This is a genomic window from Clostridiales bacterium, assembly GCA_018333995.1.
Lineage (GTDB): Bacteria > Actinomycetota > Coriobacteriia > Anaerosomatales > SLCP01 > JAGXSG01.
Map to the genome: position 1 here is coordinate 91499 of JAGXSG010000016.1, position 25707 is coordinate 117205.

Below are 25707 nucleotides of genomic sequence, written 5' to 3' on the forward strand. Positions count from 1 at the left end.
ACGGCACATTCTGTCCACACTACTCCGGATCTTGTCGTTCCCTGGCTCCGTCATCCGGTGCGTCTTCCCTAGGCAGCTTGCGAAAGTTCGCGAACAGGTCGACTAGTCCCAGCATGCTCACAACAGGAATGAGCGCCTCGACAACCACTAGTAGACCGAGGCCGCTGACACGCCCGAACCGTCCCACACCTATCCGGCGGTAGAGGGCGGCAGCAACCCCCAGCCCCTGCGCCAGGAGCGGGAGTCTTACCATGATGAGCAGGTTCAGGCCGGCGGCAAACGTCCAGTTTGCCGCATCACCCGTCACCCTGTTCGCCGCGAGCAGCATCAGGCCCGCAATGAACGCCCATAGCACGTGGGGGCTCACGTCGAGTTCCGCCAAGCCCGGAAGGCGCTTCACTTCCGCCCCCGCTCGCGCGGCCGCCCAGCCCGCTGTCATGACAGCCGCGGTGGCCGTGAGGATGGCTGCGGTGAAATAGTCCGCTGGCCAGAGCGCCACAAGGAGTTCCACAAGCTCAGGTCTGCCTAGACCGAACACGCCCTCCACATCTACCATCACGTTCCCGGCGGTAAGCGCGAGCGCGTCGTTCACGATCTCGGTGCGCAGGAGAAGCAGTGTCGTCCCAGCCTGCCACGCGCGCGCGATATCCGCCGCGAGGGCGGCGACTCCAACAACTAGCGTCAATCCCGCGACCATCCCAAGCGCGGAGCGCACCTTCATCTGCGCGATCGCAAAATACAGCGCCGCGAACACAGGTGCGAGCATGACGGCATAGACCGGGGCGGCGAACGCTCCGGTGGCGACCGCAAGTCCGGCGGCAATCGCCGCCGACCTGTTGCGCCCGGTCCAGAGCAGTCCCGCCAGTCCCGCAGCCGCCAACGGCACCCCCACGAACGCGAACACCGGCGCGACAACCCCGCCTATCGCTACGGTCGCGATAAGCATCACCGTGTCACGCGTGTGCACGGTCGAGGTCACAGTGCGATCCTCTTCACCGACCGCGCCGCCCGTCAATTTTGCCACTGATGACCGGCACGGCATATGGAACGAGCGCCATCTCGCGAGCGCGCTTGACCGCCATGGACAGCTGGTGCTGGTGTTGGGCGCAGTTCCCTGTGACACGCCGCGGCTTGATCTTGCCGCGATCAGTCATGAACTTGCGCAACATCTGGACGTCTTTGTAATCGATGTACCCGGTCTTGTCTTTGCAGAACGCGCAGTACTTGCGCCGCGGTCTGCGTGCGTAATCGGACACTCTCATGTCCTCCTTTCGCTCCTTCAGGAGCGGAGTGGTCACTTCCGTGCGGGCGTCCGGGCGGGAGGGGTCCGGCCCAGTACGCCTCAGGTGCGTTAGAACGGAATCTCGTCGTCTGAGGGCAGATCCGGCGCTGGGCCGGCATCGTACGCCTGCCTTGAACCAGCGGAGGCGGAGTCTCTCGACGACATGAACTCCAGGTCGTCGACTGCTACCTCGACCTTCGAGCGTTTCTCTCCCTGCTGATTCTCCCAGCTGCGATAGCGAAGCTTTCCTTCGATCGCCACCTTTGTCCCTTTGGCCAAATACTTCGCTACAGCCTCGGCCCTAGAACCGAACATCACGCAGTCGATGAAGTTGGGATAGTCCTCCCACTCGCCCGTCTGCTGATTCTTGCGCCTGTCGTTCACGGCCACGCCCAGGTTCAACACGGCCATCCCTCCAGGTGTCGAACGCAACTCTGGGTCGCGAGTGAGGTTCCCGCTAATGACGACCCTATTGATGCTCATCGCTTACCACCACCTGATCTCTCGAAACGGATGCCTTGTCCGGCGCTCCGGGCACGCTGAAGCTACTCGCGATCTTCGCGTCGGAGGATCATGTACCGGAGTACCGGGTCGGTGATGTGCAGCACGCGATCGATCTCAGCGATCGCGGCGGGGGACGTGTGAAAGTCGATGAGCACATAGTCACCCTCCGCGTTGTCGTCAACCTCGAACGCGAGACGGCGCTTGCCCCATAGATCGACGTTGTCGACGACCCCGCCGTCGGCGGTGACGAGACCCTGCGCCTTCTCGACGACCCCCTCACGGGCGTCGTCCTCGAGACGCGGATCCAGCAAAAGCAGCATTTCGTAAGCCTTCATTAATTCACCTCCTCTGGGCTAGTGGCCCCGGGACTATGAAGGCAACGGCCCGGGACAGGAAATGAAGCTCTGGCAGTGTATCATCGGACCACCACTGCCGCAACATCCTCAGGTGCGACGTCGTTTGCGCTGCGTGCAGCAGCGCCACCACGCCAGATCGGCCACAGCATTCCGAGACCAAGCGCGAGCCCGAACGCCGTGAGAAGCCCGCGCCGGACGAGTGCGCTAACAGCATTGGGAGCCGCAGAGTCCGATCCGTCGGCTGATTTGGTCCGGTACGCGGGGACAGACGCACTCGCCGGGACTCGCGTCGCCACCCCCGGCACCGGCGGGATCGGTTTATCTGCCACAGCCAGGTGGTTCGCACGCGCGCCAATGTGGACCTGCGGCACTCCGGAGTTTGAAGGCGTCGCAGGGCGAACAACCGGAGCGGCCGGTGCCGCCTCTGGAGCCACGTGCGGGACAATCGTGCCGCTCACGGTGTGTGGGCCCTCCACGATACGCGTGTCCGGGATGAAGGCGCCCCCAGCCGCTCCGGATGACACAGCGGCCGGTGCGGTGATTTGGGCACCCGAAGGAGATTGCGCCGAGTGGGGCGTCGAAGCGGGGGCAGGGACCGTCTCGGCGGCGCGTTCTGGAGCCGTGACGGGCTCTGGGCTTGATGGCGTCTGCGCAACCGGCGAAGCAAGATACTTCATCGGGTCCACATAAAGATCGCCGATCCGCGCCCCGACGTGAAGGTGCGCGACAGGCGTCGAGCGATCGCCCGTCGCGGCCAGCATTCCAAGCATGCCCCCAGTCTCCACACGGTTGCCGGTCTTGACCGAGACCTCCGCGAGCGGCAGATAGGTGAGCCGGAATCCTTCTGACTCGATAGTGACCGCGAGCATGGTCGCCCCTTCGCCGGCTGGAATCCGGCCAGCAAACGTCACCGTACCCGCGCGTGCGGCATAAATACTCGCTCCCGCAGGAGCTGCGAGGTCGATACCGCGGTGCGTGAGCGCCTGACCGCTCTCGCTTTGGTACGAGGCGCCGAAGCCGAGCAGCACCTCCGCTGGCCCCTCGAGTGGCCATCCCTCAGAGACCTGAGCGGCCATCGCGGGAGCAGCCACCCACGCGCATGACACAAGCACCATCAGTAAGACAACGAACCGCTTCACGGCGCACCTCCCTAGCGTTGCCGCGCAGGAGGTGGGGATGCGGCATGTCGGGCGAATCGAACATGTGTTCGTGTTCAGGATAGCGCCCTGGCCCGCCCGGCGCAAGCCCCCCGCCAAAATAAGACGACCGCGCATGGGACGGCCGTCGTTGATCGCGTGGAGCGGGCAACGGGTCTCGAACCCGCGACCTACAGCTTGGGAAGCTGTCGCTCTACCAACTGAGCTATGCCCGCGCTGAAACGTGTCGCATTGTACGTCAGCGCCGAGCCAAGCGGCAAACGCCGCTCATCCAAGCCGGACTACTTCCCCGTTAGCACCCGCTTGAGCTCCCGTTCCCGCTCAACCGCGGTGAACGCTATGATCGTGTCGCCTGGCTGCAGTTCCGTGTCGCCGCGAACTGTCACCACCTCATCCTCGCCGCGTACTATTGCAACGAGAACGCACTCTGCTGGCAGGTTCAAATCGGCGATCCGCTTTCCGCATACGACACACTGGTCGGTTGGCAACTCGATCTCGACGATCGCCATGTTGCCCTTACGCAGCGCGATAAGCGTGCGGATATCGCCGACCGTCGCCTCCTCCTCAATCATGCGAGAGATAATTGTGGTCGAGGAAATTGCCTCGATCCCAAGCTTGTTGAAGATGTGCTCGTTTTTTGGGTTGTTGACTCGGGCGATCGCGCGCGGCACAGCAAATGCGACCTTCGCGAGCTGACAAGCGACCAAGTTGTCGTCGTCGTCGCCTGTGGACGCGACGAAGACATCGGCGCGCCCGGTTCCAGCATCCTCCTGAAACAACGAATCGCAACCGTCGCCGTGGATTATGAGCGCGTGTCTGGGAAGCTCCGCGACAAGCCGCTCGACGATCTCGGCTCGCTTCTCGATGATCGCCACATCGTGGCCAGCGTTAAGCATTGTCCGGGCAAGGTAGGCAGCGACCTTTCCGCCACCGTTGATGACGATGTACATCGATCACTCCTCGGCCATGTATCGCTCGACCTTGGCGTAGACCTCATCCTTCACGGCCGCCACGATGATGTCGCCCTCGTGAAGGATAGCCTCGGGCTCGGGCACGAACATCTCGTCGCCACGCGCGACCGCGGAGATGCGGAAACGTCGCACGATCTCAACTTCTTCGACACGCTTGCCCTCGACCTCGCCGGACGCCTTGAACTGGACGAGTTCAACGTCGCCGAGTTGCGTGACGTGGTGACCGTGCCCAGAGCGCATCTTATCGAGGAGCGTCTCGGCGACGAGCGTGGTGCCACACACGTAGTCGAGACCGAGCTGTTGATACGTGCGCTCCCGCATCGGGTTGTAGAGCCGAGCAACCACGTGAGGCACGCCGAATATCTTGCGAGCGACTTCGGCGGCCATGAGATTGGTGTTGTCGAGGTTGGTCACCGCCGCGAACGCGTCGGCTGCGCGAATGCCCGCTTCCTCTAAGACCTCTTCATCGAAGCCGAGCCCCTTGATCGTGACCCCGTTAAACGCCGTACCGAGCCTCTTGAACGCCTCCGCATCACGGTCGATGACGACAACGTTGTGCCCTTCGACGGAAAGCAGGGTGCCGAGTTGGGAGCCTACGCGTCCACATCCGACGACGACCACGTTCATCTCGCCCGCCTACCTCCACGACCTCGTGCGACAACGGACGCCGTGGCGCTTCGCCACCGGCGCCCGCCGTGCCGCACATCTCGATTACACTACTTGCCGATCTTGAAGATCTTGGTGTTGCACTCGGGACAGATGCCCTGCGTCGCGGGGCGGCCGTTCTTCATCGTGATCTCCTGAGCATCCCGGATCTCACGCTTGGACTTGCACTTCACACAGTACCCTTCCTTCGCGGCCATGCAGCGCTCCTCTCATGTCCTGTAGTGAAACGGCGCCGGCGAACTCGGGTCGGCACCGTATCCCCCTTCAGGCACACACCGTGCCCGACATGCAGTGTACACCTTGTTTCACACTTGTGATGCATCACCGGTACCCACTCGCGCCCTAACCTGCCGGGCGGTAACACCGAGAATTACCGCTCCGAGCGCCACGAGCGCCCCCCACGAGGCGCCCGAGACGATCCAAAACGGCAGCGGGAACAGCTCTATCAGCAATTCACCCAGGGGGAAGAGCCACGTGTCGCCTTCAAAGAACAGCGCGTGGAAGATGGTGAACGCGCGATCGAAATCGGCAATCATCGCGAGAGCGGCCACGCCGAGCGGGCCTGCGAGCGCGAGAGCGGCCCACCTCATCGAGCGCGCCAGAGCACGCATGCGGCGCGCCTGCAGGCCCGTGAGTCCCCACGTTACCCACGCCACCGCGATCGCGATCGCGACCCACATAGCCAACCGGGCGCGTGCAATCACGTCGCGTACATCGTCGAGATGAGCGACCGCTCGCTCGCCGAACGCCGCCCGCCCGTCGGGAAGCGTACCGGGCAACTCGACGTTTGGCTCACCGGCCACGTGGGCCCGGACCTGCTCGGCTAACACGAGTGTCTCTTCTGAAGGGAGGCCGGCAAGCTCAGGCGCACCGACCGCGAGCACGAGAACCCGAGTGTAGGCGGGCACGAGCAGCACATGGAGCGAGACGCCGAGGACAGCAAGTACGAAAGCAAAAGCGCCCACCGCGCCCGCAGCGCCCGCAGCGAATCCGAGAGCTCGCGTCACCATCACGCCGCCATCACAACGCGATTGCCGCCTGCCTCGACCGCGTGGTAAAGGGCCTCATCGGCGGCCGTGAGGAGTCCGTCAGCGGTCTGCCCCTGCCGCGGAAAGCCAGCCACTCCAACGCTGACGGTCACGCCGACGCCCTTCACGAGGGTGCGCTCGGCCGCAGCCCGGACCGCTTCGGCAACGTGGAGCGCATCATCGTCGTCAGGGGGTCCGCCCGAGCATCCCTCGCTCAGCAAAATGGCGAACTCCTCGCCACCAAAACGAGCTACGAAGTTGGTCTCGAATGTCATCGCCTCGCCACACTTCTCGAGAGATTCGTTGAATGCCGAGCCGAGCTCCGCGAGAAGCGCGTCGCCCATGTCGATACCAAAGAGGTCGTTGAACGCGCCAAAGCCGTCGATGTCGACGATTGCGACGTACAGGGAACGGTCGTCGCGCTCCGCTCGCATGATCTCGCTACCGAGCGCTCGCATGAAGTAGCCGCGCTCGTATAGACCGGTCTTCTCGTCGATGATGGCGCTTGCGGCGATGTGGGCCTCTCGCGAGCTCAGCGCGACCGTCATCAACGTCGCCACCATGGCGGCGCCTCCAAACATGGCGACCTGCCACATGAAGCGTACTGTGACGTACACCGCGTCCGTCCGCAGCGCCTCATCCGTAAAAGGGACGACAACGTGCGGCAGCAGACCCCAAAGCTCACCGAAAAGGACCACGCCGTAAGTGATCGCACAGAACGCAGCGACCAGCCACGTGTCTCTGGCGCGCGGCAATATGAACGCCGCTTCGAGGATGAAAAGCAGGTAAAGCGCGTAGAACCAGGAGGCCACACCCCCTGAGTAGTACACAAGCACGCCGGTGACCAGAACATCGAAGAGTAGTTGAGCGTGGTTGAGGAACGCGATGTTGCCGAGCCGCCGGTACGTCAGATGGTAGTACGCGTTGTACGCAACGACAAAGACTACGGCAAGCGCCGGCACCCGCATATTGGTCAGGAGTTCCTCCCACGGGAACTGAAGCGAGTACACACTGACCGAGACCGCCGAGAAGAGCGCAAGCAGCGCGACTATCGCCCAACGCACCCTGATGACGAGCCCCACACGCTCAATGTTGGCCTGAAGCGCCTCGATGTCGTAGCGGGTGGGTTGCTCACGCCATGTAACCTTGGCACTTCTTATGAGGGCTCTCGTGAACCGGCTCGTGCTCAACGGGCGTCTCCGAAAATGGGCCTACAACGCGACGGCTGAATCAGTATACTGGAGCGACGCGCTCACGACGGAGTAGGTGCCTATGAACCCCGCCGCGACAAGGACTGAGTTCGCCGCCATCATCGACACTCTTGCGGCGTTCGGAACACCGCTACAGGTACTCATGCCTGTAGGAGCCGCAATACTGCTCGCACTCGCGCTCGTCCCCGCATGGCAGCGCTACCTGGGCCCGGCGGTAACCGGCACCACCATCCTGCTTCTTTTGGGTTATGCGTTGCTCGCATGGTTCCACTGGCGCGTGTGGGAGCTAGCCGTGGTGGTGAGTCCCGAAACTGGCGCGATCAGCGGACGTGTCGCGGTTCCTCTGTGGATTGAGTCTGTGAAGCTCTACGTCTGGGCGCTCACCGTCGCGCTCATGGCCGTGTGCATCAAGCGTCACCGCGCAGAGCTGCTGCCGGGCGTGTCAGTTATCCTCTCGATTCTCATCGCCGGCGCGGCCGTGTGGGGCAAGCCGTTCACTGAGCCGCTACCCAGATTCCTCAACCAGTACTTTGGATATCTCGCCGCGATGGACAGCGGTAACTTTATGATCGCCATGAACGCGTACCAGGGAATGGAGGGGGCACGGCAGTTCTACTACAACACGATCTACATGTGGATCCACCCTCCGGCTCTGTTCTTCGCGTACGGCACGTTTGCGATATCGTTCGTGGCCACGGTGCTCATGATCATGCGCCGCCACTCAAGCTACGAGACAACGGCGTACCGGTGGGCCCGCCTCGGCTATCTGCCGCTTACCGCCGGCATGTTGCTCGGCTTCCCGTGGGCCATCATCGCGTGGCAAGGAGAGTCGTGGTGGTGGTCGGGCAAGGTCAACATGTCCATCATGCTCTGGGTGCTCTACACCGCCCACCTGCACGCTCGTCTGTACCTGCGTCGCCAAGGGATGTGGCGGTGGGTGGCCGCGCTGTCGATCCTATCGTTCCTGGTCCTGCTCTTGACATACCTTGCCACCTACTTCGTTCCTGGAGCTCACAGCGTAGTCTGAGGAAAGGACTGGTCCGCCGATGAAGACGCCCGCACACCTACGCCAGTGGGACTACGCGCTGACCGTCGTGACCGTAGCGCTCCTCGGCACGCTTGGGTTGCAGTCGTTCATCGGCACGGCCTACGTATGGTGGGCGGAAAGTGTGATACCCGGCTGGCAGATCTCGGGCTATCCGGACTTCATGTTGGTAATGAACGTGATCGCGGCGCCACAGGTCATCGCTCTCGTAATCGTGATGGGACTGTGTGTGCCAAAGAGACTTTTTGATCGCACCGCGCTCGTCATCGTCTCGGCAGCGATGCTCGGAGCCGGAGTGGCGGCGTGGGCATGGACCGGCGACGCGCAGACCGGACTCGCGGTATTCTTGGCCCTCTCCGCCCTCATTCAGGTGGCGGTTGTCGCTCTAACCGTCGCCGGTGTGCGCGGTCCGTCGTACCTCACAGAGGGCCGACTCGTAAAAACCGGCTCGGGCCTGCTCCACCTAGGCTTCATCGCTTTTGCGTACGTGGTGGTCGCCCTCCAGGACTCGGTGTTCATGTTGCCAGCGTTCTGGATCGCAACATTTTTCACGATCGCGGGCACTCTCATGGCGTTCTACGCCGACAAGCTGGCGTTCAAGAAGACTGTGCGTGTCGAAGTGGACCGCTCGTTCGAAGCGGTATGATCGTCTTCGCCTCACACGTTGACCCGTCGACACCTTATTAAGTCCTGAGCCGCTCCCGGCGGTTTCCTGTCTACAACGCCCGCACGAGCTCGGTGACGAAGCGTGCCGCATTCTCGAGGTTATCCTCGGAAATATTGTCTACCGTGTCGGTCTCCCAGTGCCAGTTGGGCAAGCGTCCGTTGACGTCGAACGCCATCACGCTCATCGCGCGCATCCGGCGCGCGAGCGCGGGAGTAGCGTCGGTCGAAAGTCCCTTGTAGGCGCGTGCGCGCACCGGCAAACCATTTTCTGAGGCGACACGTTTTCCCGCACTCAAGAGGCGCCTGTCACTCCGATACCGTCGCGCCATGCCCTCTTCGGTGACCATGTGCAGCGTGCCCGCGCCAAGGTTGTCAAGGTTGATGATGAGCGCCCGCCTGAGCTCGTCCGGATACGCCGCAATCAGCGCTTGCATCCCACGTGTGCCGACCTCTTCTGAACCGGTCGCGACAAACCATATCTCCTTGTCGGCGAGCGCGCGGTCAACCCTCTCGGTCACGCGGCGGCGGATGCGCGACGCCTCGGCGGCCGCGTACTCAGGATCGCCGAGCGGGTCATCGCTGGCACGCCCTCCCTTGAAGCCAAACCCGTCATCATCATCGTCCTCGGCAAAGTTCTCCCACGAGCCGATCTTGCGGCCTTCATTCCGAGGATCGAAGCTTCCGCCGATCCCGAGCCATCCATCAATATCCTCATCGCGCTCATCCCGCTTCTTCCGCCCGCCGAGCAGCCCCTTGAGCTTGGAGCCGATGCGGCCCCTGTCACGGCGCTCGTGCTCGCCGTCCTCATCTGACTCGACGTCTTCGAGGGGCCTTCTCGGCACGGAGGACGCCGGGCCTCCAACCGCATCGAACTCCACTGTGTCTAGTGAGGAGTTGGATCTGGGCGTCTCGGCCCAACGGAAATCGTCTGGAAGCGTCGTGAGGTCAGGCTCGCCGGACTCCGCACCGATGTACTCAATCTCCGCGCCCGCGGGCACCACGCCCGCTTCGTAAGCCGTGCCGACATCCCGGCGAATCCGTGGGAACGCCCCTGTGCCGCTCGTCTCCTCGGCAGGCTCCGTGACGCGAGCGAGCACATCGAGCATGACGGCGACCCCGCTCGCGTTGTCGTTGGCTCCCTCGGTGGGCCCCATAGCGATTTCGCGGTGAACGTTGATGAGCAGCGGCACCAAGAGGTAAGCGCTCGCCGCGATTGTCACATACCACAGCCACGGATCCCAGTTTTGGGTGAGGGGAAGCGCGCCGAGAAGGGCAAGCGCTGGAACCGCGAACGTACACCCCTTCATGAGGGCGAACGTCGCCGAGAAGTTCTTGACCATCGACGGAGCAAACGCGAGCGAAGCGCGCGCGCTGTCGTAGTGGGCGACGATGACGACCCGCACCGGCCGCTCGCCCCGACGGGCGCGAGGGACATGCCGGGCGATGACGTTTTGACTCGGGCCCTTAGGCGGAAGCCATCCGGAAAGGCCAAAGCGTGTGTCGAGATCCATCCACATGAGAAACGCCGTGAGCGCCGCGACGGCAAACGCGGGCCACCTGAGAAACTCCCAGCCAGAGGCGACCGCGGCGGCAATCGTGAGGAGATGGTAGATCGCGTACGCCCATGAGTACGTCCGCGGGCTATCGAACTCCTGACGCTCGATCTCGACGGCGCGGGTACGAAACACCGACTCGATGTAGTCGGCCGCTTCCGCCTCGGCGTCAGTGGTCGCGGGTCTCGGTCCGATGGTGTCTGACAGGTGGCGCAGGTGCTCGATCGCGTGGGACATGCGGTCCTCCGGGTCCATGCGGCACGCGCCTGCGACGTGCCGCTCCATCCGAAGACATGATACTGCACCGCGAATCCGGTAGCAGAACCGCGCGCGCGGAGTTACTGGCCGCCCATCCCAGGGGAGTCGCCCGCGTGGCACGAGCGGCACTCACTCATCCGGTACTTTGAGTGCCGCTCGACCACCTCGGGGTTGTCGCTGTGACAGCGGCATCCGGGGATCTGGACCGCGAACGGAGCCTTCTCCTCGGCAGGCGCGGGAACGACGGGCGCATCGGCGCCTTGCGAAGCGGGAACCGGCGTCGAAGCCTGAGCCTGCGCTGCGGGGACGTCTCCGTTCGAGACAGATGGCGCCTGCGGAGTGCCGAACGCAAACGCCAGAGCTGCCGCAACGATCGCAAAGCCCACCGCACCTGCCACGATAGCGACTGCTTTCTTCACAACTACGCCGCTTCCGTGCCGAGGATGGTCGCGAGGTCTTCTGCGGCCGTCTCGGCGATCGGTTTGATGTCGAAGGTGTCGACGAGCACCTGCAGCACGTTGGGGGTGACGAACGCGGGCAGGGTCGGCCCGAGGCGGATGTCGGTGATGCCGAGGTGCAGCAGGGTGAGCAGGATGGCCACGGCCTTCTGCTCGTACCACGACAGGATCATCGAGAGCGGCAGGTCGTTCACGCCGACCTCAAACGCGTCCGCGAGGGCTACCGCGATCTTGATCGCCGAATACGCGTCGTTGCACTGACCCACGTCGAGCAGGCGCGGGATGCCGCCGATGTCCCCGAGCTGCTTGTCGAAGAAGCGGAACTTGCCGCATGCGAGCGTGAGCACCACGGTGTCCGCCGGGGCCTGCTCGACGAAGTCGGTGTAGTAGTTGCGGCCCGGCTTGGCGCCGTCACACCCGCCCACGAGGAAGAAGTGCTTGATCGCGCCACCCTTGACGGCCTCGATGACCTGGGGCGCGACACCGAGCACCGTGTTACGGCCGAAACCGACCAAGACACTGCCGCCATCGGTCTCATCGGCGAAGCCACTCATGGCAAGCGCCTTCTCGATGACCGCCGAGAAGTCACCCTCGACGTGCGGCACGCCGGGGAACTGGACCGGGCCGCTCGTAAAGAGGCGCTCTTTGTACTCGTCACGCGGAGGCATGAGGCAGTTCGTGGTCATGAGAATGGCACCGGGGAAGGCGGCGAACTCCTTGTGCTGGTTCTGCCACGCGGTGCCCCAGTGGCCGTAGAAGTGCGCATGCTTCTTGAGCTCGGGGTACGCGTGCGCCGGGAGCATCTCGCCATGCGTGTAGATGTCGATGCCCTTGCCCTCGGTCTGCTCGAGCAACAGCGAAAGGTCGAGCAGGTCGTGACCGGAGATGAGAATCGCCTTGCCCGCCCTGTGGCCGAGCGGGACCTCAGTCGGAACCGGGTGCCCGTAGGTGCCGGTGTTGCCCGCGTCAAGCAGCTCCATCGTGCGCAGGTTCACCGCGCCGCACTCGAGCGCGAGGGCTACCCACGCCCCGAGGTCGAGCGAGCCGTCACCAAGAGCGTCGAGCGCCTTGAACAGGTACGCATAGACCTCAGGATCCTCCTGGCCGAGGACACGTGCGTGGTGCGCGTACGCGGCTACCCCTTTGAGACCGTACAACGTGGTTTGTTGGAGCGCCTGGACGTCCTCGTCGCGCGTCGTGTCCCACGGCCTGCCGAGCTCGATGCCCTGCTCAACTTTGCCCTCAACGCCCGGAAACGGCCTCAGGTCGACAAACGCCCCGGCCGCCGCGGCCGCGCTCGACTCACGAGCGAGCTCATTGCGCAAGCGCACAGCCTCGTCGATCTTCTCGGCAATCGACGCCGGGTCGAAGTCGACGTTGGTCAGGGTTGTGAATAGCGCGTCTGCGACGAAACGGCCGGCATCCGCAGTGTCAAGTCCGCGGCGTGCCGCATCAATCGCTACTGTCGCAAGGCCGCGGCACGCGTTGACAAGCAAATCTTGCAGCGCGGCTACGTCCTCCTTCTTGCCGCACGCACCAACAGTGGTGCATGCGATTCCCTTCGCGGTCTGCTCACACTGGTTACAAAACATGTTCAAGTCCCTTCGTCGCCAACGATACCGTCGCCCCTACCCGTGTATGAGAGCGGGGATACACCTCGTGCACACCCACGTGCTGTCGCCCCCGGTGCGAACCGGCAAGAGCGGGCGATCGTCCTCAGACACGCCGCACCTGAAGCAGTGCTGAGCAAGATAGTTCGCCTTCTTCTCGGCGATGATCGGTTCGGCCGCCGCGTGATCAAACGGCACGGTCTCACGCAACTCGAGTGTGAGAGCGCCCGTAGGACACACGCCGAGACAAAAGCCGGCGCCGTCACAGAGCTCCTCACGGATGACTGTTGCTTTGCCGTCGACGATCTCGATGGCGCCTTCGGCGCACGGCGAGACGCACAGGCCGCAGCCGTTGCAGAGTTCCTCATCGATGCGGACGATTTGGCGCGTAACGGTCGTAGTGCTCATGTGAGTTTCCTCTCAGTAGTGGCGCTAGATGTCAGAACGGTGTCGCGTCATGGGGTCAGAAAGGTGGTCCGGGCGGTGTCCCCCGGGAGTCGCGCGCAGCGCGCGCGTGGCGGCGGCCCTCGATGAAGTGTTTGACGGAATCGATCGCATGCCCGCGCAGCATCGAGCGAGGGCCTGCGTAGCGCATGACATCACGCATACGCTCGCGCATGTCAGCCCTGTAACAGTGCGTGTCGCAGTAGCTGCAAAACGGTTTGGGGTCCTTAGGGCAAAGCGCGCGCCGCTTCTCCGCGTACGCGAGAAGCTCGGCGCACTCATCACACACGAATGGAGGACGCGTACCGTATACGCCAAGGACGGCGCCGGGTGAGCTGAGCGGAGCGCGCGCGGCCTGGGGATGGTTCCCCTTGCAGTAGATGGCAGAGAAGTCGCCTAAAAGTCGCGTGTCCTTCGCGACATCGGTTCTTGCCATCTGCTGGGTGAAACGGTCGTTCACTGCGGTGTCCCTCGCTACTCTTGCGTTCGCCCTCACGCGCAGAATACGCAGGACGCATCACTGCTAACCTTGACGCGAGTCAATTACGCAGAGAATCTTGAGCGGGTATGTCAGACATGCCAGTGAACCCAATCGCCGAGGAGGCCGCGTTGAGCGCTCGTCCAGCCGAGATCCGTCCCGACCTGTGGAGCGCGCTGCGTGAGTGCCGCCTGTGGCGCGCCGCCTCAGACGACGCAGTCACCGCGCTCGCCCGCCGCGCAACTGTCCGCAACGAACCGCGAGGGTCACTCCTTGTGCAAGAGGGCGATGCGGCGACATCGTTTGGCGTGATGGTGGCCGGAAAGGCTCGCGTGTACCACCTGGGCGCCGATGGCAAGCAGTTCCTCTTTGAGACGATGGGCGCGGGAGATCCGGTGGAAGCGGTGGCCGCTCTGAGCGGCGGACGTTATCCGGCGAACGTGGAAACGGTGACTCCGGCGACGATCGCGTGGCTCCCCCGCGAGGCGCTCATGGACCTTATAGCTGAATCACCTGATGTCGCGCGAGGCGTGATAGCCGACCTCGCGAACCGGGTCGTCAACTTCACCGCCGTCGTGCAGTCGCTCTCGCTCGATGTCCCATCACGGCTTGCCCGCTACCTCTTCCAGCGCGCACTCGCCGCAGGCAAACCATCGCCTCGCGGCCTCGAACTCGACCTCGGCATGGCGAAAAGTGAGCTCGCCGCAGCCATCGGAACCGTGCCCGAGACGCTCTCACGTGCGTTCGCGCGACTGCGCGACGACGGCGTCGTCGAAGTGCGTGGCGGCACGGTCACCGTGCTTGACGTGCGAGCCCTCGCCGAGCTTGGGAGCGGCTACAGCGAATCGTAGCCGCCATCAATCGCCTCGCCGCACGCTACTCGGTTCCTGGTACCGGAGTTGTCTCGCGACCCGGTTCGGCATCTGGCTGGCCTCCGTCGGGCTCGCGTCCAGCTGCCTCGCGCAGACGCGCGTCAGCCTCAGTTGCCTTGGCCCGCGCGTCGAAGTAGTCCTCCGTGGCCTCAGCCGCGTGCCGCTCGTACGCGGCGGCAATAAGTTCGGCCGGCGACGCCGGTAGCGAAGCGGCCTTAACCGCGAGCGCCTTTTCGGCCGCGTTGTACTGTTCCGAAAGCGTGTTTGCCTCGGCGAGCCTGCCTGCAAGGTACGCCTGATCAGCTCGCTTGGAAATCTGAAGAGCGGCGTACTTTTCGTCGCAGTACTCTAAGTACGGGCCAAAATCGACTTCCGGAAAGCCTGTTGCGGCCTCGCTGAACAACTTCCTCGCATCGAGAATCTTCGCCTCGGCTTCACGAGTGAGAGTCGCCGAACGCGTCACTCCCTCGCGCGTGAGCTTGTTGTACTCCTGGACCGCCCTGACCGATATCTCTCCTGCTTCGACCGCGAGCGCCCACGCCGCAAGGGCGGGATCGAGCGCGGCTGCGGCCTTCACGTTGTACTCGAGGATGGTCTCGGCCGCGTCGAGCATGATGATTCGTGTGCGCGCCGACTCTTCAAGCGCGATCGCGTATTGCGCCTCGTTTTCTGGCAGGTCAACACGCGCTTGGCCGATGAGCCTGATCGCGGTGATGAGCTCTTCGCGAGCGCCCGGAACGCGCGGGATCAACTCTGCGGCACGCTCGCCCACTTCCCGATCGATCTCCGCCCGGACCACTTCATCGACCGCTAGCACGGTCGCGTCAGCGATCTCCACGTGCACTGTCGCTTCATCGAGGCGCGCAACGGCTTCGTTTCTTGCCTGAATCTCCTCGTAGTACAGCCATCCGGCCACGCCCGCCACGGTCAGGGCCGCCAGTACGACGACTCCGATGAAGACCTTACGGCCTGTCCCGGAAGTCCGGGGAGCGCTCGGAGCGGGGTCTGCGGGGTCGTGATTCTTCATGGCCTGCTCTCCCTTCACACTGTAAGCGCCAGCATACAGGGTCAGCTAACGCGTGTGCGTCATTTCGCTGTACGAACGAAAGCCGGGCATCCCAAAAGGAATGCCCGGCCGACGGGAACAGGAGTAGCGGCGACGCCTAGATGGCGCGCACCTGCGTAGCCTGCTTCTTGCCGTTCTGGCCCGTGGCCTCGGTGAACGAGACGGCCTGACCCTCATCGAGAGTCTTGAAGCCATCCGACTGGATCTCCGAGAAGTGGACGAACAGGTCGTCTCCGTCCTCGCGCTCGATGAAACCATAGCCCTTGTCAGCGTTGAACCACTTAACGGTACCTTCTGCCATGTAAAACCCATCCTCTCGCCCCAGCGGGGCAAAACAAAACGACCCGACACATCCGCCAGAATGCGGCGTGTCACGTCGCAATCCTATGGGCCCCATCGGCCCACCGTTTCGCAGTGTAACACATGTCGATTCACTGTGCTCATCAAGGTCGCCATCAAGGTCGCACCGGAGCGCCTGAACCGGAATGGGCCCGTCGCCTGGTACCTTGCACGCGAGCAATCGCCGAGTGCGCATCGATGCTAACGCCGGGTTGACCAACGAGAAGGTTGACGATCGCAGCCGCCTCGCAAAGAGCGGAAAGTGCGACGAGATCGTCGTCGTAGTCAAGCGTGACACGAAACACCCCGTGGCCGTCAGCGGAGAAGTCCCAGCGGGTTTCGCCTTCGATGCCGCGTGGTGAACCGGCAAGCACCATGAGTTCGAGAGCGACGTGTTCGAGCACGTGCGGAAGCTCGGTGTTCGCGAGTTCGGCGATGATGCCGTGTGGCGAACCGCACTCACACCGGTGACGGACAATCCCAGGAAACGCCGAGAGCACACGGTCCGCCAAGCCCGGAACCGTTGCGGTCCCAAAACGTGTGCCCGGAGCAAGCCGCACGGTGGCTTCCACGCGAGCGTCCCCAACACGGACTCGCACGATTGAAAGCCGCGCGCCTGTTGTCTCACTCGGACCCGTCGCCACACCAGCACTTCCGCGTGCCGAGGTAGTATGCGAGCGAAGCGAGAAGCGCCATGCCGATTATGCCCGCAGCGACGAGCTTGACCGGGTCCGCATGTGTCACCCTGCGGACTTCCGCCCTCGCGAGCGCCTGAACCTCCTCGGCCCGGTGTCTCACATCGTCAATAGTCAGTCTGTCCTCAGACATCCGTCCCCCCATCATCGCTGCATGTTCTTAACTTTTAACACCACAAACACGGCCGAGCCGAGCACCAGCACGGCACCGATGGCGAGCAACGCTCCCGGCCATGTGAGCCACTCCGCGAGAAGTAGCAGCAGGCCAACCGCGATGAAACATACCCCAAATACGAGCAGGGTCGCGGCGGCGGCGGCCGAGACGATCGTAAACCCGAGTTTCTGCAGCGGAAGCACGATCTTCTGACGGACTAGTGCCTCGGCCTCCTGGCGCAGCCAATCAACGACGGTCTGCAGCAAATCGGCTACCGCATCGATGACGGTACGCTGTTCAGGAACCTTGGCGGCCCCACCTTGCTCGGCCATCGAGACACCTCCGCGAGATACGTCAATTCCGGCGCCCATGCGCCACATATAAGGTACCCCAAAAACCAGCGCCGACCCGACTGGGCCGACGCTGGTGGAGCGTGTGTGGATACGTTTACCTGCCGAGAATTCGGTAGTTGACCGTAGCGACCCCGGTAAACCCAAGCGCTTTCGCGGTACCAGGACCCAGATCCCATACCCGGCCCGCGATGTGCGGTCCCCGGTCATTGACGACGGCCGTGACGACGCGGCCCCTGTACTCAAACTGCACCTGCGTGCCAAACGGCAGCGTCTTGTGGGCGACGTTCATCATGCCCTGTGTGAGCACGGCGCCGCTTGCGGTCCGCCTACCGTAGAAGCCGGGACCATACCACGATGCGCGCGCCGACAGCCACGCGCCGGAGTCCGCCGCCCGGCTCGGTGCCGCGGGAGTTGCCGCACGCGGCTTGGCGACGACCCTGGGCTTGGGGGCGGGCTTAGGCAGCGGCGCTTTCGCGCGCGCTGGCGGCGCCATTATGGCTGCCGGGATGGCAGTGCCATCGGCGACTGGCACTTTGTCATCCGCATCGATCACGGTGACGGCCGACGCCACTCTCTCGCCTACGCCGAGGAGTTGCTGAGGCGCCATCCGGGGCGCCGCATCAGCGTGTGCCGCGGGCAACACCCCAGCGGCGAACAACGCTGCCACCGCGAGCGCCGCGGTTGCGGCAAGCGCTGTTGCGGCGAATACGGGCATGACGATCGCTTTACTGGAACTCACATACACCTCCGAGTCCGGGGACAGAACTAGGCGGCGGACACGCGAGGCACGATAGGCACAGGGATATCCCTGAAAGAGGTGGTGCAAGAAGAGTGGGTGTAGCTGCCTCGCGCCGGCTTAGGGGGCCTGATGGCCGCCACCTGATGCCGATAGCACGGGTATGCTGTTGGCTTGGACCTCTTGTATGTTGAACTCGGTCGCCCGCGCGCCCCTAAGGCGCGGACCCGGCCGATCCGATCGGGTTTTGCGTCACACCCCGGGCGTCAGTCCGTACGGTCACCCCGATCGTCTCGTGACCGCGCCGCCCCGGCGGGCGCCTTTCACACTACACACGAGGACGGATACTACCACGAGATGGCCAATACGGCAAAACCGCTGACCTTTCCGCTGGTCTTTCCAGCCGGAGCTTCACCGTGCCGCGCTCGCGAGCCATTGGGGATACACGACGTTTGCACGTCGCTCGAACGGGTATCTGAAGACGTGGTGCGACACCAGGCCGAAAGGAGTACCTGATGACCGTCCCCGCCATCATGGTCGAGAACTTGAGCTTCTCATACGGCGACATAGAGGCGGTCAAGGACGTCAGCTTCGACGTCGCGCCCGGTGAGATCCTCGGATTCCTCGGCCCCAACGGCGCCGGCAAGTCCACAACGATCAAGATGCTGACCGGCCAGCTTCCCCCCAAGAGCGGACGCGCGGAGATCCTCGGGAGGGAGATAGGACGCGACGACCCGGTCTTACAGGCGCAAATCGGGGTCTGCTTCGAAGAGAAGAATCTCTACCTCAACATGTCGGCGCTTGAGAACCTTGACTTCTTCGCATCGCTGTACGGCATCAAGAACCCTGGCTCTCTCGAGGTGCTGCGCAGGGTGGGCCTGGGTGACCGCGCGAAAGATCGCCTCCACAGCTTCTCGAAGGGCATGCGCCAGCGCATGATGATCTCGCGAGCATTCATCAACAAGCCTAAGGTGCTCTTCCTGGACGAACCCACCGACGGGCTCGACCCGGTCACGTCGGCCCAGATCCGCATGACCATCAAGGAGGAGGCCGAGCGGGGCGCGGCGGTACTTCTCACGACGCACGAGATGTTTGAGGCCGATCAGCTCGCGGACCGTGTGGCGTTCATCAACGAAGGGAGAATCGTTGCGCTGGACTCCGCCGAGAACCTCAAGCTCAAGTACGGTACTCGCTCCGTACGCATCCGGTTGCGCGACGGCGACGGCGTTCACGAGGAGCACATCCCACTCGGTGACGCGGGTTCCTCGGCCCGGATCGCCGAACTTGCGGCCTCACCGGAGCTCATGACGATTCACACCGAAGAAGCGACGTTGGAGGCGGTATTCATCAAGCTCACGGGCAGGGGGCTGGAGTAGATGGAGCCCACCGCCACCCGGTTAGGGATTCTCCGTGCGCTCCTGAGAAAGGAGATGGTCGCGTACTCGCGTGACAAGCTCTACCTGTTCCTGACCCTGCTCACGCTCGTGTTCGCAATCTCCGCATTCTGGATCATCCCCGATTCGGTGGACGAGACGGTTACCCTCGCGGTAGCTCCCCCCGTCGAGACCCTCGTCTCGCGAGGCGTCGACTCGCTCATTGAGATGGGGACTTCCCCGGAGCAACTCGCCGCGCTGACCTCAGCTGATCTCGCCGAGGAACAACCGGGTCTGCGTCTCCTTGAGTTCGAAAGCAAGGCCGATCTTGCCGCCGTAATCGAAGGTTCCGCCGAGGCGTGGCGGACGGAAGATGGCGAGATAGTGGTGCGCGACGCTCGTGCGGGCGATCTGGACCAGGAGGGCGCTGAGCGCGTAAGCGTCGGGATCGGCGTCGCGTTTCCTGAAACGTTCATCGCCGATGTCGCTCGCGGCGCCGGCGATGTGACCGTCACCGTGTACTCTGACGCCGCGGTGCCGGAGGAGATCGAAAGCGCGGTGAAGGGCTTTGTGCGCGAGGCGGCTTTCCAGCTCGCCGGAGAACAGCTACCCGTCGAGATGCCGTCTGCGGGTGTCATCGTGCTCGGAAAAGACCGCATGGGCGACCAGGTCTCCATGCGCGACAAGCTCATCCCGATGCTCGCCTTCATGATCCTCCTCATGGAGACGTTCTCGATGGCTTCCCTCATCAGCGTAGAGGTCTTGAGGCGCACCGTGACCGCGGTGCTCGTCACACCCGCACGCATAGCCGACTTTCTTGCCGCGAAGTCAATATTCGGGACGGGCATGGCGCTCGTCCAAGGCGTCATCGTACTCGCCCTTCTGGGAGCGTTCACCGCACAAAACTGGTGGCTGCTGGTTCTGACCGTTCTTCTCGGCTCAATGATGTTTACCGGCGTCGCGATGATTGTCGGTGCCGCCGGCAAGGACTTCCTCGGCCAGCTGTTCTACGCAATGGTGTTCACCGTCCCGCTCATCATCCCGGCGGCCTCGGTACTCTTTCCCGGCACGGCCGCAACATGGGTGCAGGCAATCCCGACCTACCCCGTACTCGCCGCCCTTGTCGACATCACGATATATGACGCTCGATGGGCCGGCGTTTGGCACTACTTCGCGTTCGCACTGGCGTGGGTTGCCGTGCTCTTTGGCGCTGGCCTGCTCACGCTGAAGCGGAAGGTGGAGTCGCTATGAGCCTCTCTCGCATCTGGGCCGTGTTGCGTAAAGACCTCGCGCTTGGCCCTCGCTCTCCGTTCTTCCTCTACACGCTCGTACTGCCGATCGTGCTCACCGTGCTCTTCCAGTTCGCATTCGGCTCACTGTTCGAACCGCGCCCGCGCCTGGGCATCGTGGACTCGGACGGCTCGGCGATTGTGACCATGCTTCGCCAGGCCGAGGGTATCGAGCTCACGCTCATAGCTGATGCGGTTGAGCTCAAGGAGCAAGTGGAGGCAAACGACCTCGACGCGGGGCTCGTGCTGCCCGCCGGCTTCGACGAAGCCGTTAGAGGCGGTGAGCGTCCGGTGCTCGAGTTCTACATCGGTGGCGAGAGCTACGCTTCGAACCGCGCGATCCTCACCGTGACGGCGCTCGACGCGATCCGAGCGCTTGAGGGTGATGCCGCTCCCGTCACCGTCGAGCTGGTGAGCTTGGGTGAAGAGGGGTTGCCCATCACGCTCAGGCTCGTACCCATCATCATCTTCTATGCGCTCGTCCTTTCCGGTGTCTTTGTCCCGGGATCGAGCCTCGTCGAGGAGAAGGAGCGCGGAACGCTCTCGGCGCTCCTCGTGAGCCCCGTGAAAGTGAGCGAGATCCTCGTCGCCAAGTGGAGCCTCGGCGTGCTCCTCACCTTCACGATGGCAATGCTCACGCTCGTGCTCAACAGCGCAATCGGCGGCAATCCGTTCGACGTGGTGATAGTCATCCTTGTCGCCGCAATACTCACCTCAATGCTCGGCCTGCTCGTTGGCGTCGTTTCGAAGGACTCGACGATGATGTTTGGTCTCATCAAGGGAGTGGGCGTGTTCCTGTTCGCTCCCGTGCTCTGGTACCTCTTCCCCGATTGGCCGCAGTGGATCGCCAAGCTCTTCCCGCTCTACTGGATCATCGAACCGATCTGGCAGGTCTCGATCCTGGGCGGCTCGATCGTGGACGTGGCTGCAGAGCTCGCGATCGCGCTCGGCATGGCGATGGCCCTGCTCCCGCTCATCATCATGCTCGCCCGCCGCATGCAGGCGCAGATGGCCGCACGGTAGCGCCCGATCCCTCCTCGCTCTGTCGAGTCACGGTACAATGTGCGCGACCGTGACACGTCAGGGGGACCGTGGAACAGCAGCTCATCTGCGAGAGGTACCGGCCGCTCGCCGAGCTCGGCGAAGGTGGTTACGGCAGCGTCGTGCTGGCCTACGACACCCGCATTCAGCGACGTGTCGCGATCAAGCGCCTGCCGTTCGCCCGTATTCGCGGTAGCTCGGGCGAGCCCGTCGGTCTGGCTGAGGCTCGTACCGCCGCCCTGCTCAACCACCCCGCAATCGTCACAGTCCACGAGTGGGACACCGACGCTGACGAGGCATTCATCATCATGGAGCACGTCGACGGCGCGACCGTCGCCGATCTGCTCGAACTCTCCGGCGGCACGCTCTCGTTCGACGAAGCTGCCGCGATCCTCGAAGCCGTGGCTGACGCGGTCGCGTTCGCGCACGAAAACGGCGTCCTCCACCTCGATCTAAAGCCAGAAAACGTGCTCGTCACCACAGAAGGACGGGTCAAAGTGACCGACTTCGGTGTCGCCGCGCTTTCCTCGGCGGCCGGCTACGGTCACGGCGCGGGAGGGACGCTCGGCAATATGCCGATCGAACAACTCCGCGGCGAGCCGGTTGATGAGCGCACCGACACCTGGGCATTCGCGGTCCTCGCCTTCGAGTTGCTCACAGACGTAAACCCCTTTAGTGCCGACACATTCGAAGGCGCGATCTTTAACGCGGAGATCATCGAGCCGCCCGCGCCGAGTGAGTTCGCGCCGGAACTGCCGCGTGCGCTCGACGACATCATCCTCGCCGCCCTGGCAACCGATCCGCGCGATCGCTACCAGGACGTTCGTACGCTCGCTGGGCACTTGTTGCGACACCTCGGCGACCCGGTCACGGGTCGCCGGTCGCTCGCCGATCTCGTCGCGGCCGCGCTTGGCGACGAAGCGGCGGCGAGCGGCGAGCGCATGCCTGGCGTCTGGGACCGCCTCATGCCGAGCCTCCCGTTGCTCTCCGGCGGCACCGCGGCGGTGGTAGCCGCGTGGCTCGCGTGGACGGGTCTGGCGCCTTTCGAACTCCCTATCGCCCCCGTGCTCGCCGCGGTCGCGCTCGCCGCCCTCGCCGCGGCGGTCGTGCCCGGTGCAGGTCTCGGTGTCGCCATCGCACTCCTCGCCGCCGGGCTCGTGCGAGCCGGGCTCGTGCTTCCCGGAGCTGGTGTCTTTATCGCGGGGATGGTGGCGTGGTGGACCCTAGGACGCCGCGGCGCCGGTCTTCTGCCGATGTTCGCGGGGCCACCGCTTGCGGCGGTGTGGCTGGGACCGAGTGCGCCGCTCATTACGGGATTCACGACGCGACCGGTGCGGGCTGCGATACTGGGTTCGCTCACGGCGGCGCTAACCCTCGTCGCATCAACCCTGTCGGGCGCCGACGTTCCGTACGCTGACGTACGGTGGCACTTCTTCGTCGATCCGTGGGGCGCTTTTGCGCACCCAGACACGGGCGCGAGGCTGGCCGAGCTCATCTCGACTCCAGCGCCCCTCGCCGTCATCGCCGCATGGGGGCTCGCGGCCGCGATCATGTCGCTCGGATGCGCCCGGGCAAGCCGGAGCGGAGCCGTTCTTGGCGGGACGCTCGGCGTGGCAACACTGGCAGCGGGTCACTCGGCGGCTCAACTCATCACGACCGTCGTCAACGGCTCCGTTACATGGTCAGATGAGCTCTTGCCTGTGCGGCTGGCGGCCTCTTCTATACTGATGATGCTTCTCATCGCGGCGGGACCCCCCGTGCGCGGCGAGGAACAAGCGCCGTAGCGACGAGGGATACGAACCACATGAGCCTCCTGTCAGATCTCGAGGACCGCATCGCCGCAGCTGTCGAAGGCGTGTTCGCAGGCGCGTTCCGCTCGCCTATCCAGCCCGCCGAGATCGCTAAAGCGCTCGCCCGTGCGATGGACGACCGCACGGCTGTCGGCGTGGGCAAAGTCTACGCTCCCCACGTCTTCACCGTCGCGCTCTCCGAGGAAGATGACGACGCGATCGGCCCGTTCCGGCCGACACTCGCAGGCGAGCTGGCAACCTTTCTCACCGGTCACGCCGCCGAGCGTGGCTACCATCTTGCGGCGCGTCCGCGGATCACATTTGCCGTTCACGACGACCTTAAGATCGGGCGCATCCGGGCGGCCGCTGAATCGGCGCCCGGCACCGAGCCCGAGCCCGACGCCGATGCCGATGCGTCCCCCGAGCCCGAGCCACTCGAATCACGATCGCCCGCAGCGCCGCCGCCGCTCATCCCGTCGCCGCACACGATGGCGACGGTCACGGTGAGCGGCATCGAGCACGACGTCGTGCTGACCGGTGACCGGGTAACGGTGGGACGGCTTGCTTCGTGTGACATCACGCTCATCGATGCAAACGTATCGCGAGAGCACGCCGCGTTCGTGCGCGAGGGTACCGGTTGGGCTATCGAGGACCTAGGCTCCACCAACGGGACGATGCTCGAAGGTGAGCCTGTGACGTGGTCACGCCTGCGAGACGGTGACCGCGTAACACTCGGAACGAGCGAGCTTACCTACCACGAGCCGAGGAGATAGACCTGTGGTCGACATCGTCTTACTCGTTGGCAAGCTCGTTCTTCTCGCTCTCCTCTACCTGTTCCTTTTCGCGGCGGTGCGTGCGGGACTTGGATACGTCCGCGCCGCCGGACCCGCCGCCCCGGGCGCGCGGCTTGCCCTTGCGGTGGTCGAGGGTCCGCGGGCGCTCATGGGCACTCGCATCCCGATCGCGGGGCCGGTCGTCATCGGGCGTTCACCCGGCGCTGACATAGTGATCGCGGATGACTTCGTCTCTTCGACGCACGCGCGTGTGACCCCGGACACTGAGGGCGGAGCCGTCATCGAGGACCTCGGCTCGACAAACGGGACCGTCGTGAACGGTGTCCAGGTGGTGTCGGCCGTCACACTTTCAGCTGGTGACGTGATCGATCTTGGCACCGTCCGGCTCAAGGCGGTGAAAGAGTGAGCGCGGTATCTCGCAAGCGATGGTACGCCGGCCTGACCGACGTAGGCCGCGTCCGTACCCACAACGAAGACGCTGTCTTGCTCGAGCCGCCGCTTTTCGCTGTCGCTGACGGCTTGGGCGGACACGAAGCCGGCGAGGTCGCGAGCAGTGTGGCGCTCGGCGCGCTCGTCGAAGCCGCGCCCCGCAGGCCCGACGCCAAAGCTCTCGGCCGAGCGGTGCGAGCCGCAAACCGGGCGGTTATCTCGGCGGCGCGCGAGGGACTCGGACGCAATGGGATGGGCACGACCGTAACGGCTGCGCTCGTCGAGGGCACGCGCATCGCGATCGCCCACGTCGGCGACAGCCGGGCGTACCTTCTGCACGGTGACGGGTTGGAGCGCCTGACTGAAGACCACTCGCTCGTCGCGGACATGATCCGCTCGGGCACCATCACTGAAGAACAGTCGCGGACACACCCAAACCGAAGCGTCATCACCCGCGCGCTCGGCACCGACCCCAACATGTACCCTGACACCTTCGAGGTCGAAGCCGGAATCGGCGACCGTCTCCTGCTGTGCTCCGATGGACTCACGGGCATGCTTCCCGACGCCCGCATCGAAGAGATCCTCGACTCATACCGCGACCCCGAGATGGCTGTGCGCATGCTCGTCGACGCCGCCAACGAGGCGGGTGGGCACGACAATATCTCGGTAGCCGTGGTCGACATCGTCACCGGCCAGCATCGCTCGCCCGCAACTGAGCGACCCGGGCGCGGTTGGCTCTCCGCGCTCGTGTGGGTGTTCGCGGTTGTCGCCGTGCTCGGAATCGCGGTGTGGGGCACGTACCGCTACGCATACGACCGCGCGTACCTGGTGACTGAAGACCAGTACGTCGTGATCTACCGCGGCATACCCGGCGATTTCGCCGGCTTGCGTCTACGATGGCTCGAAGCCGAGACGACCGTCACCGCGAGCGCGCTCGATCCGGTAACCGCGCAACGCCTCGCGACAGGCGTGCCCGTGGAGAGCGTCGACGCCGCCTTCGAACTCATCGAGCTGTACCGGGCGCACCTCGAAACCCAAGGTGTCGACCCGAACGCCGGGCCTCCCCCCGCGGAGACCGGGACACCGTAG

General features: G+C 64.1%; 31 protein-coding genes and 1 tRNA gene. 10 read left to right on the forward strand and 22 right to left on the reverse strand.

Annotated elements, in window-relative coordinates; translation table 11 throughout:
* Positions 1–19: 19 nt before the first annotated feature.
* From KGZ40_05080 to KGZ40_05130, 11 genes are all read right to left on the reverse strand, one after another.
* Positions 20–979, reverse strand: coding sequence for a DUF2232 domain-containing protein (locus tag KGZ40_05080; GenBank protein ID MBS3956883.1), 960 nt, complete (start codon positions 977–979; stop codon positions 20–22).
* Between the two features lie 13 nt (positions 980–992).
* Positions 993–1262 carry a 30S ribosomal protein S18 gene (gene rpsR, locus KGZ40_05085; protein MBS3956884.1) on the reverse strand — a complete coding sequence of 90 codons (270 nt, stop codon included), beginning with the start codon at positions 1260–1262 and terminating at the stop codon, positions 993–995.
* A gap of 89 nt (positions 1263–1351) precedes the next feature.
* Complete coding sequence (ssb, locus tag KGZ40_05090; GenBank protein ID MBS3956885.1) at positions 1352–1765, reverse strand: single-stranded DNA-binding protein; 414 nt, start codon at positions 1763–1765, stop codon at positions 1352–1354.
* 62 nt (positions 1766–1827) lie between these two features.
* On the reverse strand, positions 1828–2121 hold the full coding sequence (locus KGZ40_05095; GenBank protein ID MBS3956886.1) for a 30S ribosomal protein S6: 294 nt from the start codon (positions 2119–2121) through the stop codon (positions 1828–1830).
* Between the two features lie 80 nt (positions 2122–2201).
* A complete protein-coding gene (locus KGZ40_05100) occupies positions 2202–3281 on the reverse strand; it encodes a peptidoglycan DD-metalloendopeptidase family protein (GenBank protein MBS3956887.1) in 1080 nt (359 codons plus the stop codon).
* A 157-nt stretch (positions 3282–3438) separates the two neighbouring features.
* Positions 3439–3514: transfer RNA gene (locus KGZ40_05105), tRNA-Gly, on the reverse strand.
* 66 nt (positions 3515–3580) lie between these two features.
* Positions 3581–4249: a TrkA family potassium uptake protein gene (locus KGZ40_05110; GenBank protein ID MBS3956888.1), complete on the reverse strand. Its 669-nt coding sequence runs from the start codon at positions 4247–4249 to the stop codon at positions 3581–3583.
* A gap of 3 nt (positions 4250–4252) precedes the next feature.
* Positions 4253–4897 (reverse strand): TrkA family potassium uptake protein, encoded by a 645-nt coding sequence (locus KGZ40_05115; protein ID MBS3956889.1) that lies wholly within the window; start codon positions 4895–4897, stop codon positions 4253–4255.
* A gap of 89 nt (positions 4898–4986) precedes the next feature.
* A complete protein-coding gene (locus tag KGZ40_05120) occupies positions 4987–5133 on the reverse strand; it encodes a hypothetical protein (GenBank protein ID MBS3956890.1) in 147 nt (48 codons plus the stop codon).
* Positions 5134–5241: 108 nt separating this feature from the next.
* Positions 5242–5946 carry a DUF1461 domain-containing protein gene (locus KGZ40_05125; GenBank protein ID MBS3956891.1) on the reverse strand — a complete coding sequence of 235 codons (705 nt, stop codon included), beginning with the start codon at positions 5944–5946 and terminating at the stop codon, positions 5242–5244.
* The gene (locus tag KGZ40_05130) at positions 5946–7154 is read right to left on the reverse strand and encodes a GGDEF domain-containing protein (protein ID MBS3956892.1); all 1209 of its coding nucleotides are present in this window, start codon (positions 7152–7154) and stop codon (positions 5946–5948) included. The genes KGZ40_05125 and KGZ40_05130 overlap by 1 nt, the downstream gene beginning before the upstream one ends.
* Positions 7155–7230: 76 nt before the next feature.
* Between KGZ40_05130 and ccsA the strand changes: the two genes are divergently transcribed.
* On the forward strand, positions 7231–8202 hold the full coding sequence (gene ccsA / locus KGZ40_05135) for a cytochrome c biogenesis protein CcsA (GenBank protein MBS3956893.1): 972 nt from the start codon (positions 7231–7233) through the stop codon (positions 8200–8202).
* Positions 8203–8221: 19 nt separating this feature from the next.
* Positions 8222–8866 carry a hypothetical protein gene (locus KGZ40_05140; GenBank protein MBS3956894.1) on the forward strand — a complete coding sequence of 215 codons (645 nt, stop codon included), beginning with the start codon at positions 8222–8224 and terminating at the stop codon, positions 8864–8866.
* 70 nt (positions 8867–8936) lie between these two features.
* On the opposite strand, the gene KGZ40_05145 is transcribed toward KGZ40_05140, so the two are convergent.
* From KGZ40_05145 to KGZ40_05165, 5 genes are all read right to left on the reverse strand, one after another.
* Positions 8937–10676: a M28 family peptidase gene (locus KGZ40_05145; protein ID MBS3956895.1), complete on the reverse strand. Its 1740-nt coding sequence runs from the start codon at positions 10674–10676 to the stop codon at positions 8937–8939.
* 101 nt (positions 10677–10777) lie between these two features.
* Positions 10778–11116, reverse strand: coding sequence for a hypothetical protein (locus tag KGZ40_05150; GenBank protein ID MBS3956896.1), 339 nt, complete (start codon positions 11114–11116; stop codon positions 10778–10780).
* A 2-nt stretch (positions 11117–11118) separates the two neighbouring features.
* Positions 11119–12747 carry a hydroxylamine reductase gene (hcp, locus tag KGZ40_05155; protein ID MBS3956897.1) on the reverse strand — a complete coding sequence of 543 codons (1629 nt, stop codon included), beginning with the start codon at positions 12745–12747 and terminating at the stop codon, positions 11119–11121.
* 36 nt (positions 12748–12783) lie between these two features.
* Positions 12784–13173, reverse strand: coding sequence for a 4Fe-4S binding protein (locus KGZ40_05160; protein MBS3956898.1), 390 nt, complete (start codon positions 13171–13173; stop codon positions 12784–12786).
* Between the two features lie 55 nt (positions 13174–13228).
* Positions 13229–13645: a nitrous oxide-stimulated promoter family protein gene (locus KGZ40_05165; GenBank protein ID MBS3956899.1), complete on the reverse strand. Its 417-nt coding sequence runs from the start codon at positions 13643–13645 to the stop codon at positions 13229–13231.
* 131 nt (positions 13646–13776) lie between these two features.
* On the opposite strand from KGZ40_05165, the gene KGZ40_05170 reads away from it, so the two are divergent.
* Positions 13777–14538: a Crp/Fnr family transcriptional regulator gene (locus KGZ40_05170; protein ID MBS3956900.1), complete on the forward strand. Its 762-nt coding sequence runs from the start codon at positions 13777–13779 to the stop codon at positions 14536–14538.
* Between the two features lie 25 nt (positions 14539–14563).
* Here the strand turns inward: KGZ40_05170 and KGZ40_05175 are convergent, their stop codons facing one another.
* The 6 genes from KGZ40_05175 to KGZ40_05200 all read right to left on the reverse strand — a co-directional run bounded on the left by KGZ40_05175 (position 14564) and on the right by KGZ40_05200 (position 17905).
* Positions 14564–15586 (reverse strand): hypothetical protein, encoded by a 1023-nt coding sequence (locus tag KGZ40_05175; protein ID MBS3956901.1) that lies wholly within the window; start codon positions 15584–15586, stop codon positions 14564–14566.
* 136 nt (positions 15587–15722) lie between these two features.
* Positions 15723–15926, reverse strand: a complete 204-nt coding sequence (locus KGZ40_05180) for a cold-shock protein (GenBank protein ID MBS3956902.1) — start codon at positions 15924–15926, stop codon at positions 15723–15725.
* 154 nt (positions 15927–16080) lie between these two features.
* Positions 16081–16536, reverse strand: a complete 456-nt coding sequence (locus KGZ40_05185; protein ID MBS3956903.1) for a hypothetical protein — start codon at positions 16534–16536, stop codon at positions 16081–16083.
* Between the two features lie 52 nt (positions 16537–16588).
* Positions 16589–16792: a hypothetical protein gene (locus KGZ40_05190; GenBank protein ID MBS3956904.1), complete on the reverse strand. Its 204-nt coding sequence runs from the start codon at positions 16790–16792 to the stop codon at positions 16589–16591.
* 11 nt (positions 16793–16803) lie between these two features.
* Positions 16804–17145, reverse strand: a complete 342-nt coding sequence (locus KGZ40_05195; GenBank protein MBS3956905.1) for a hypothetical protein — start codon at positions 17143–17145, stop codon at positions 16804–16806.
* 115 nt (positions 17146–17260) lie between these two features.
* Positions 17261–17905 carry a hypothetical protein gene (locus tag KGZ40_05200; protein MBS3956906.1) on the reverse strand — a complete coding sequence of 215 codons (645 nt, stop codon included), beginning with the start codon at positions 17903–17905 and terminating at the stop codon, positions 17261–17263.
* A 512-nt stretch (positions 17906–18417) separates the two neighbouring features.
* Here KGZ40_05200 and KGZ40_05205 point away from each other — a divergent pair.
* The 7 genes from KGZ40_05205 (at position 18418) to KGZ40_05235 (ending at position 25707) form a co-directional block, all read left to right on the forward strand.
* On the forward strand, positions 18418–19278 hold the full coding sequence (locus tag KGZ40_05205; GenBank protein ID MBS3956907.1) for an ABC transporter ATP-binding protein: 861 nt from the start codon (positions 18418–18420) through the stop codon (positions 19276–19278).
* Positions 19279–20526, forward strand: coding sequence for an ABC transporter permease (locus tag KGZ40_05210; GenBank protein MBS3956908.1), 1248 nt, complete (start codon positions 19279–19281; stop codon positions 20524–20526).
* On the forward strand, positions 20523–21587 hold the full coding sequence (locus KGZ40_05215) for an ABC transporter permease (protein ID MBS3956909.1): 1065 nt from the start codon (positions 20523–20525) through the stop codon (positions 21585–21587). The genes KGZ40_05210 and KGZ40_05215 overlap by 4 nt, the downstream gene beginning before the upstream one ends.
* 68 nt (positions 21588–21655) lie before the next feature.
* A complete protein-coding gene (locus tag KGZ40_05220) occupies positions 21656–23389 on the forward strand; it encodes a serine/threonine protein kinase (GenBank protein MBS3956910.1) in 1734 nt (577 codons plus the stop codon).
* Positions 23390–23409: 20 nt separating this feature from the next.
* A complete protein-coding gene (locus KGZ40_05225; GenBank protein MBS3956911.1) occupies positions 23410–24168 on the forward strand; it encodes a DUF3662 domain-containing protein in 759 nt (252 codons plus the stop codon).
* A 4-nt stretch (positions 24169–24172) separates the two neighbouring features.
* Positions 24173–24595, forward strand: a complete 423-nt coding sequence (locus tag KGZ40_05230; protein MBS3956912.1) for an FHA domain-containing protein — start codon at positions 24173–24175, stop codon at positions 24593–24595.
* Positions 24592–25707: a Stp1/IreP family PP2C-type Ser/Thr phosphatase gene (locus tag KGZ40_05235; GenBank protein ID MBS3956913.1), complete on the forward strand. Its 1116-nt coding sequence runs from the start codon at positions 24592–24594 to the stop codon at positions 25705–25707. The genes KGZ40_05230 and KGZ40_05235 overlap by 4 nt, the downstream gene beginning before the upstream one ends.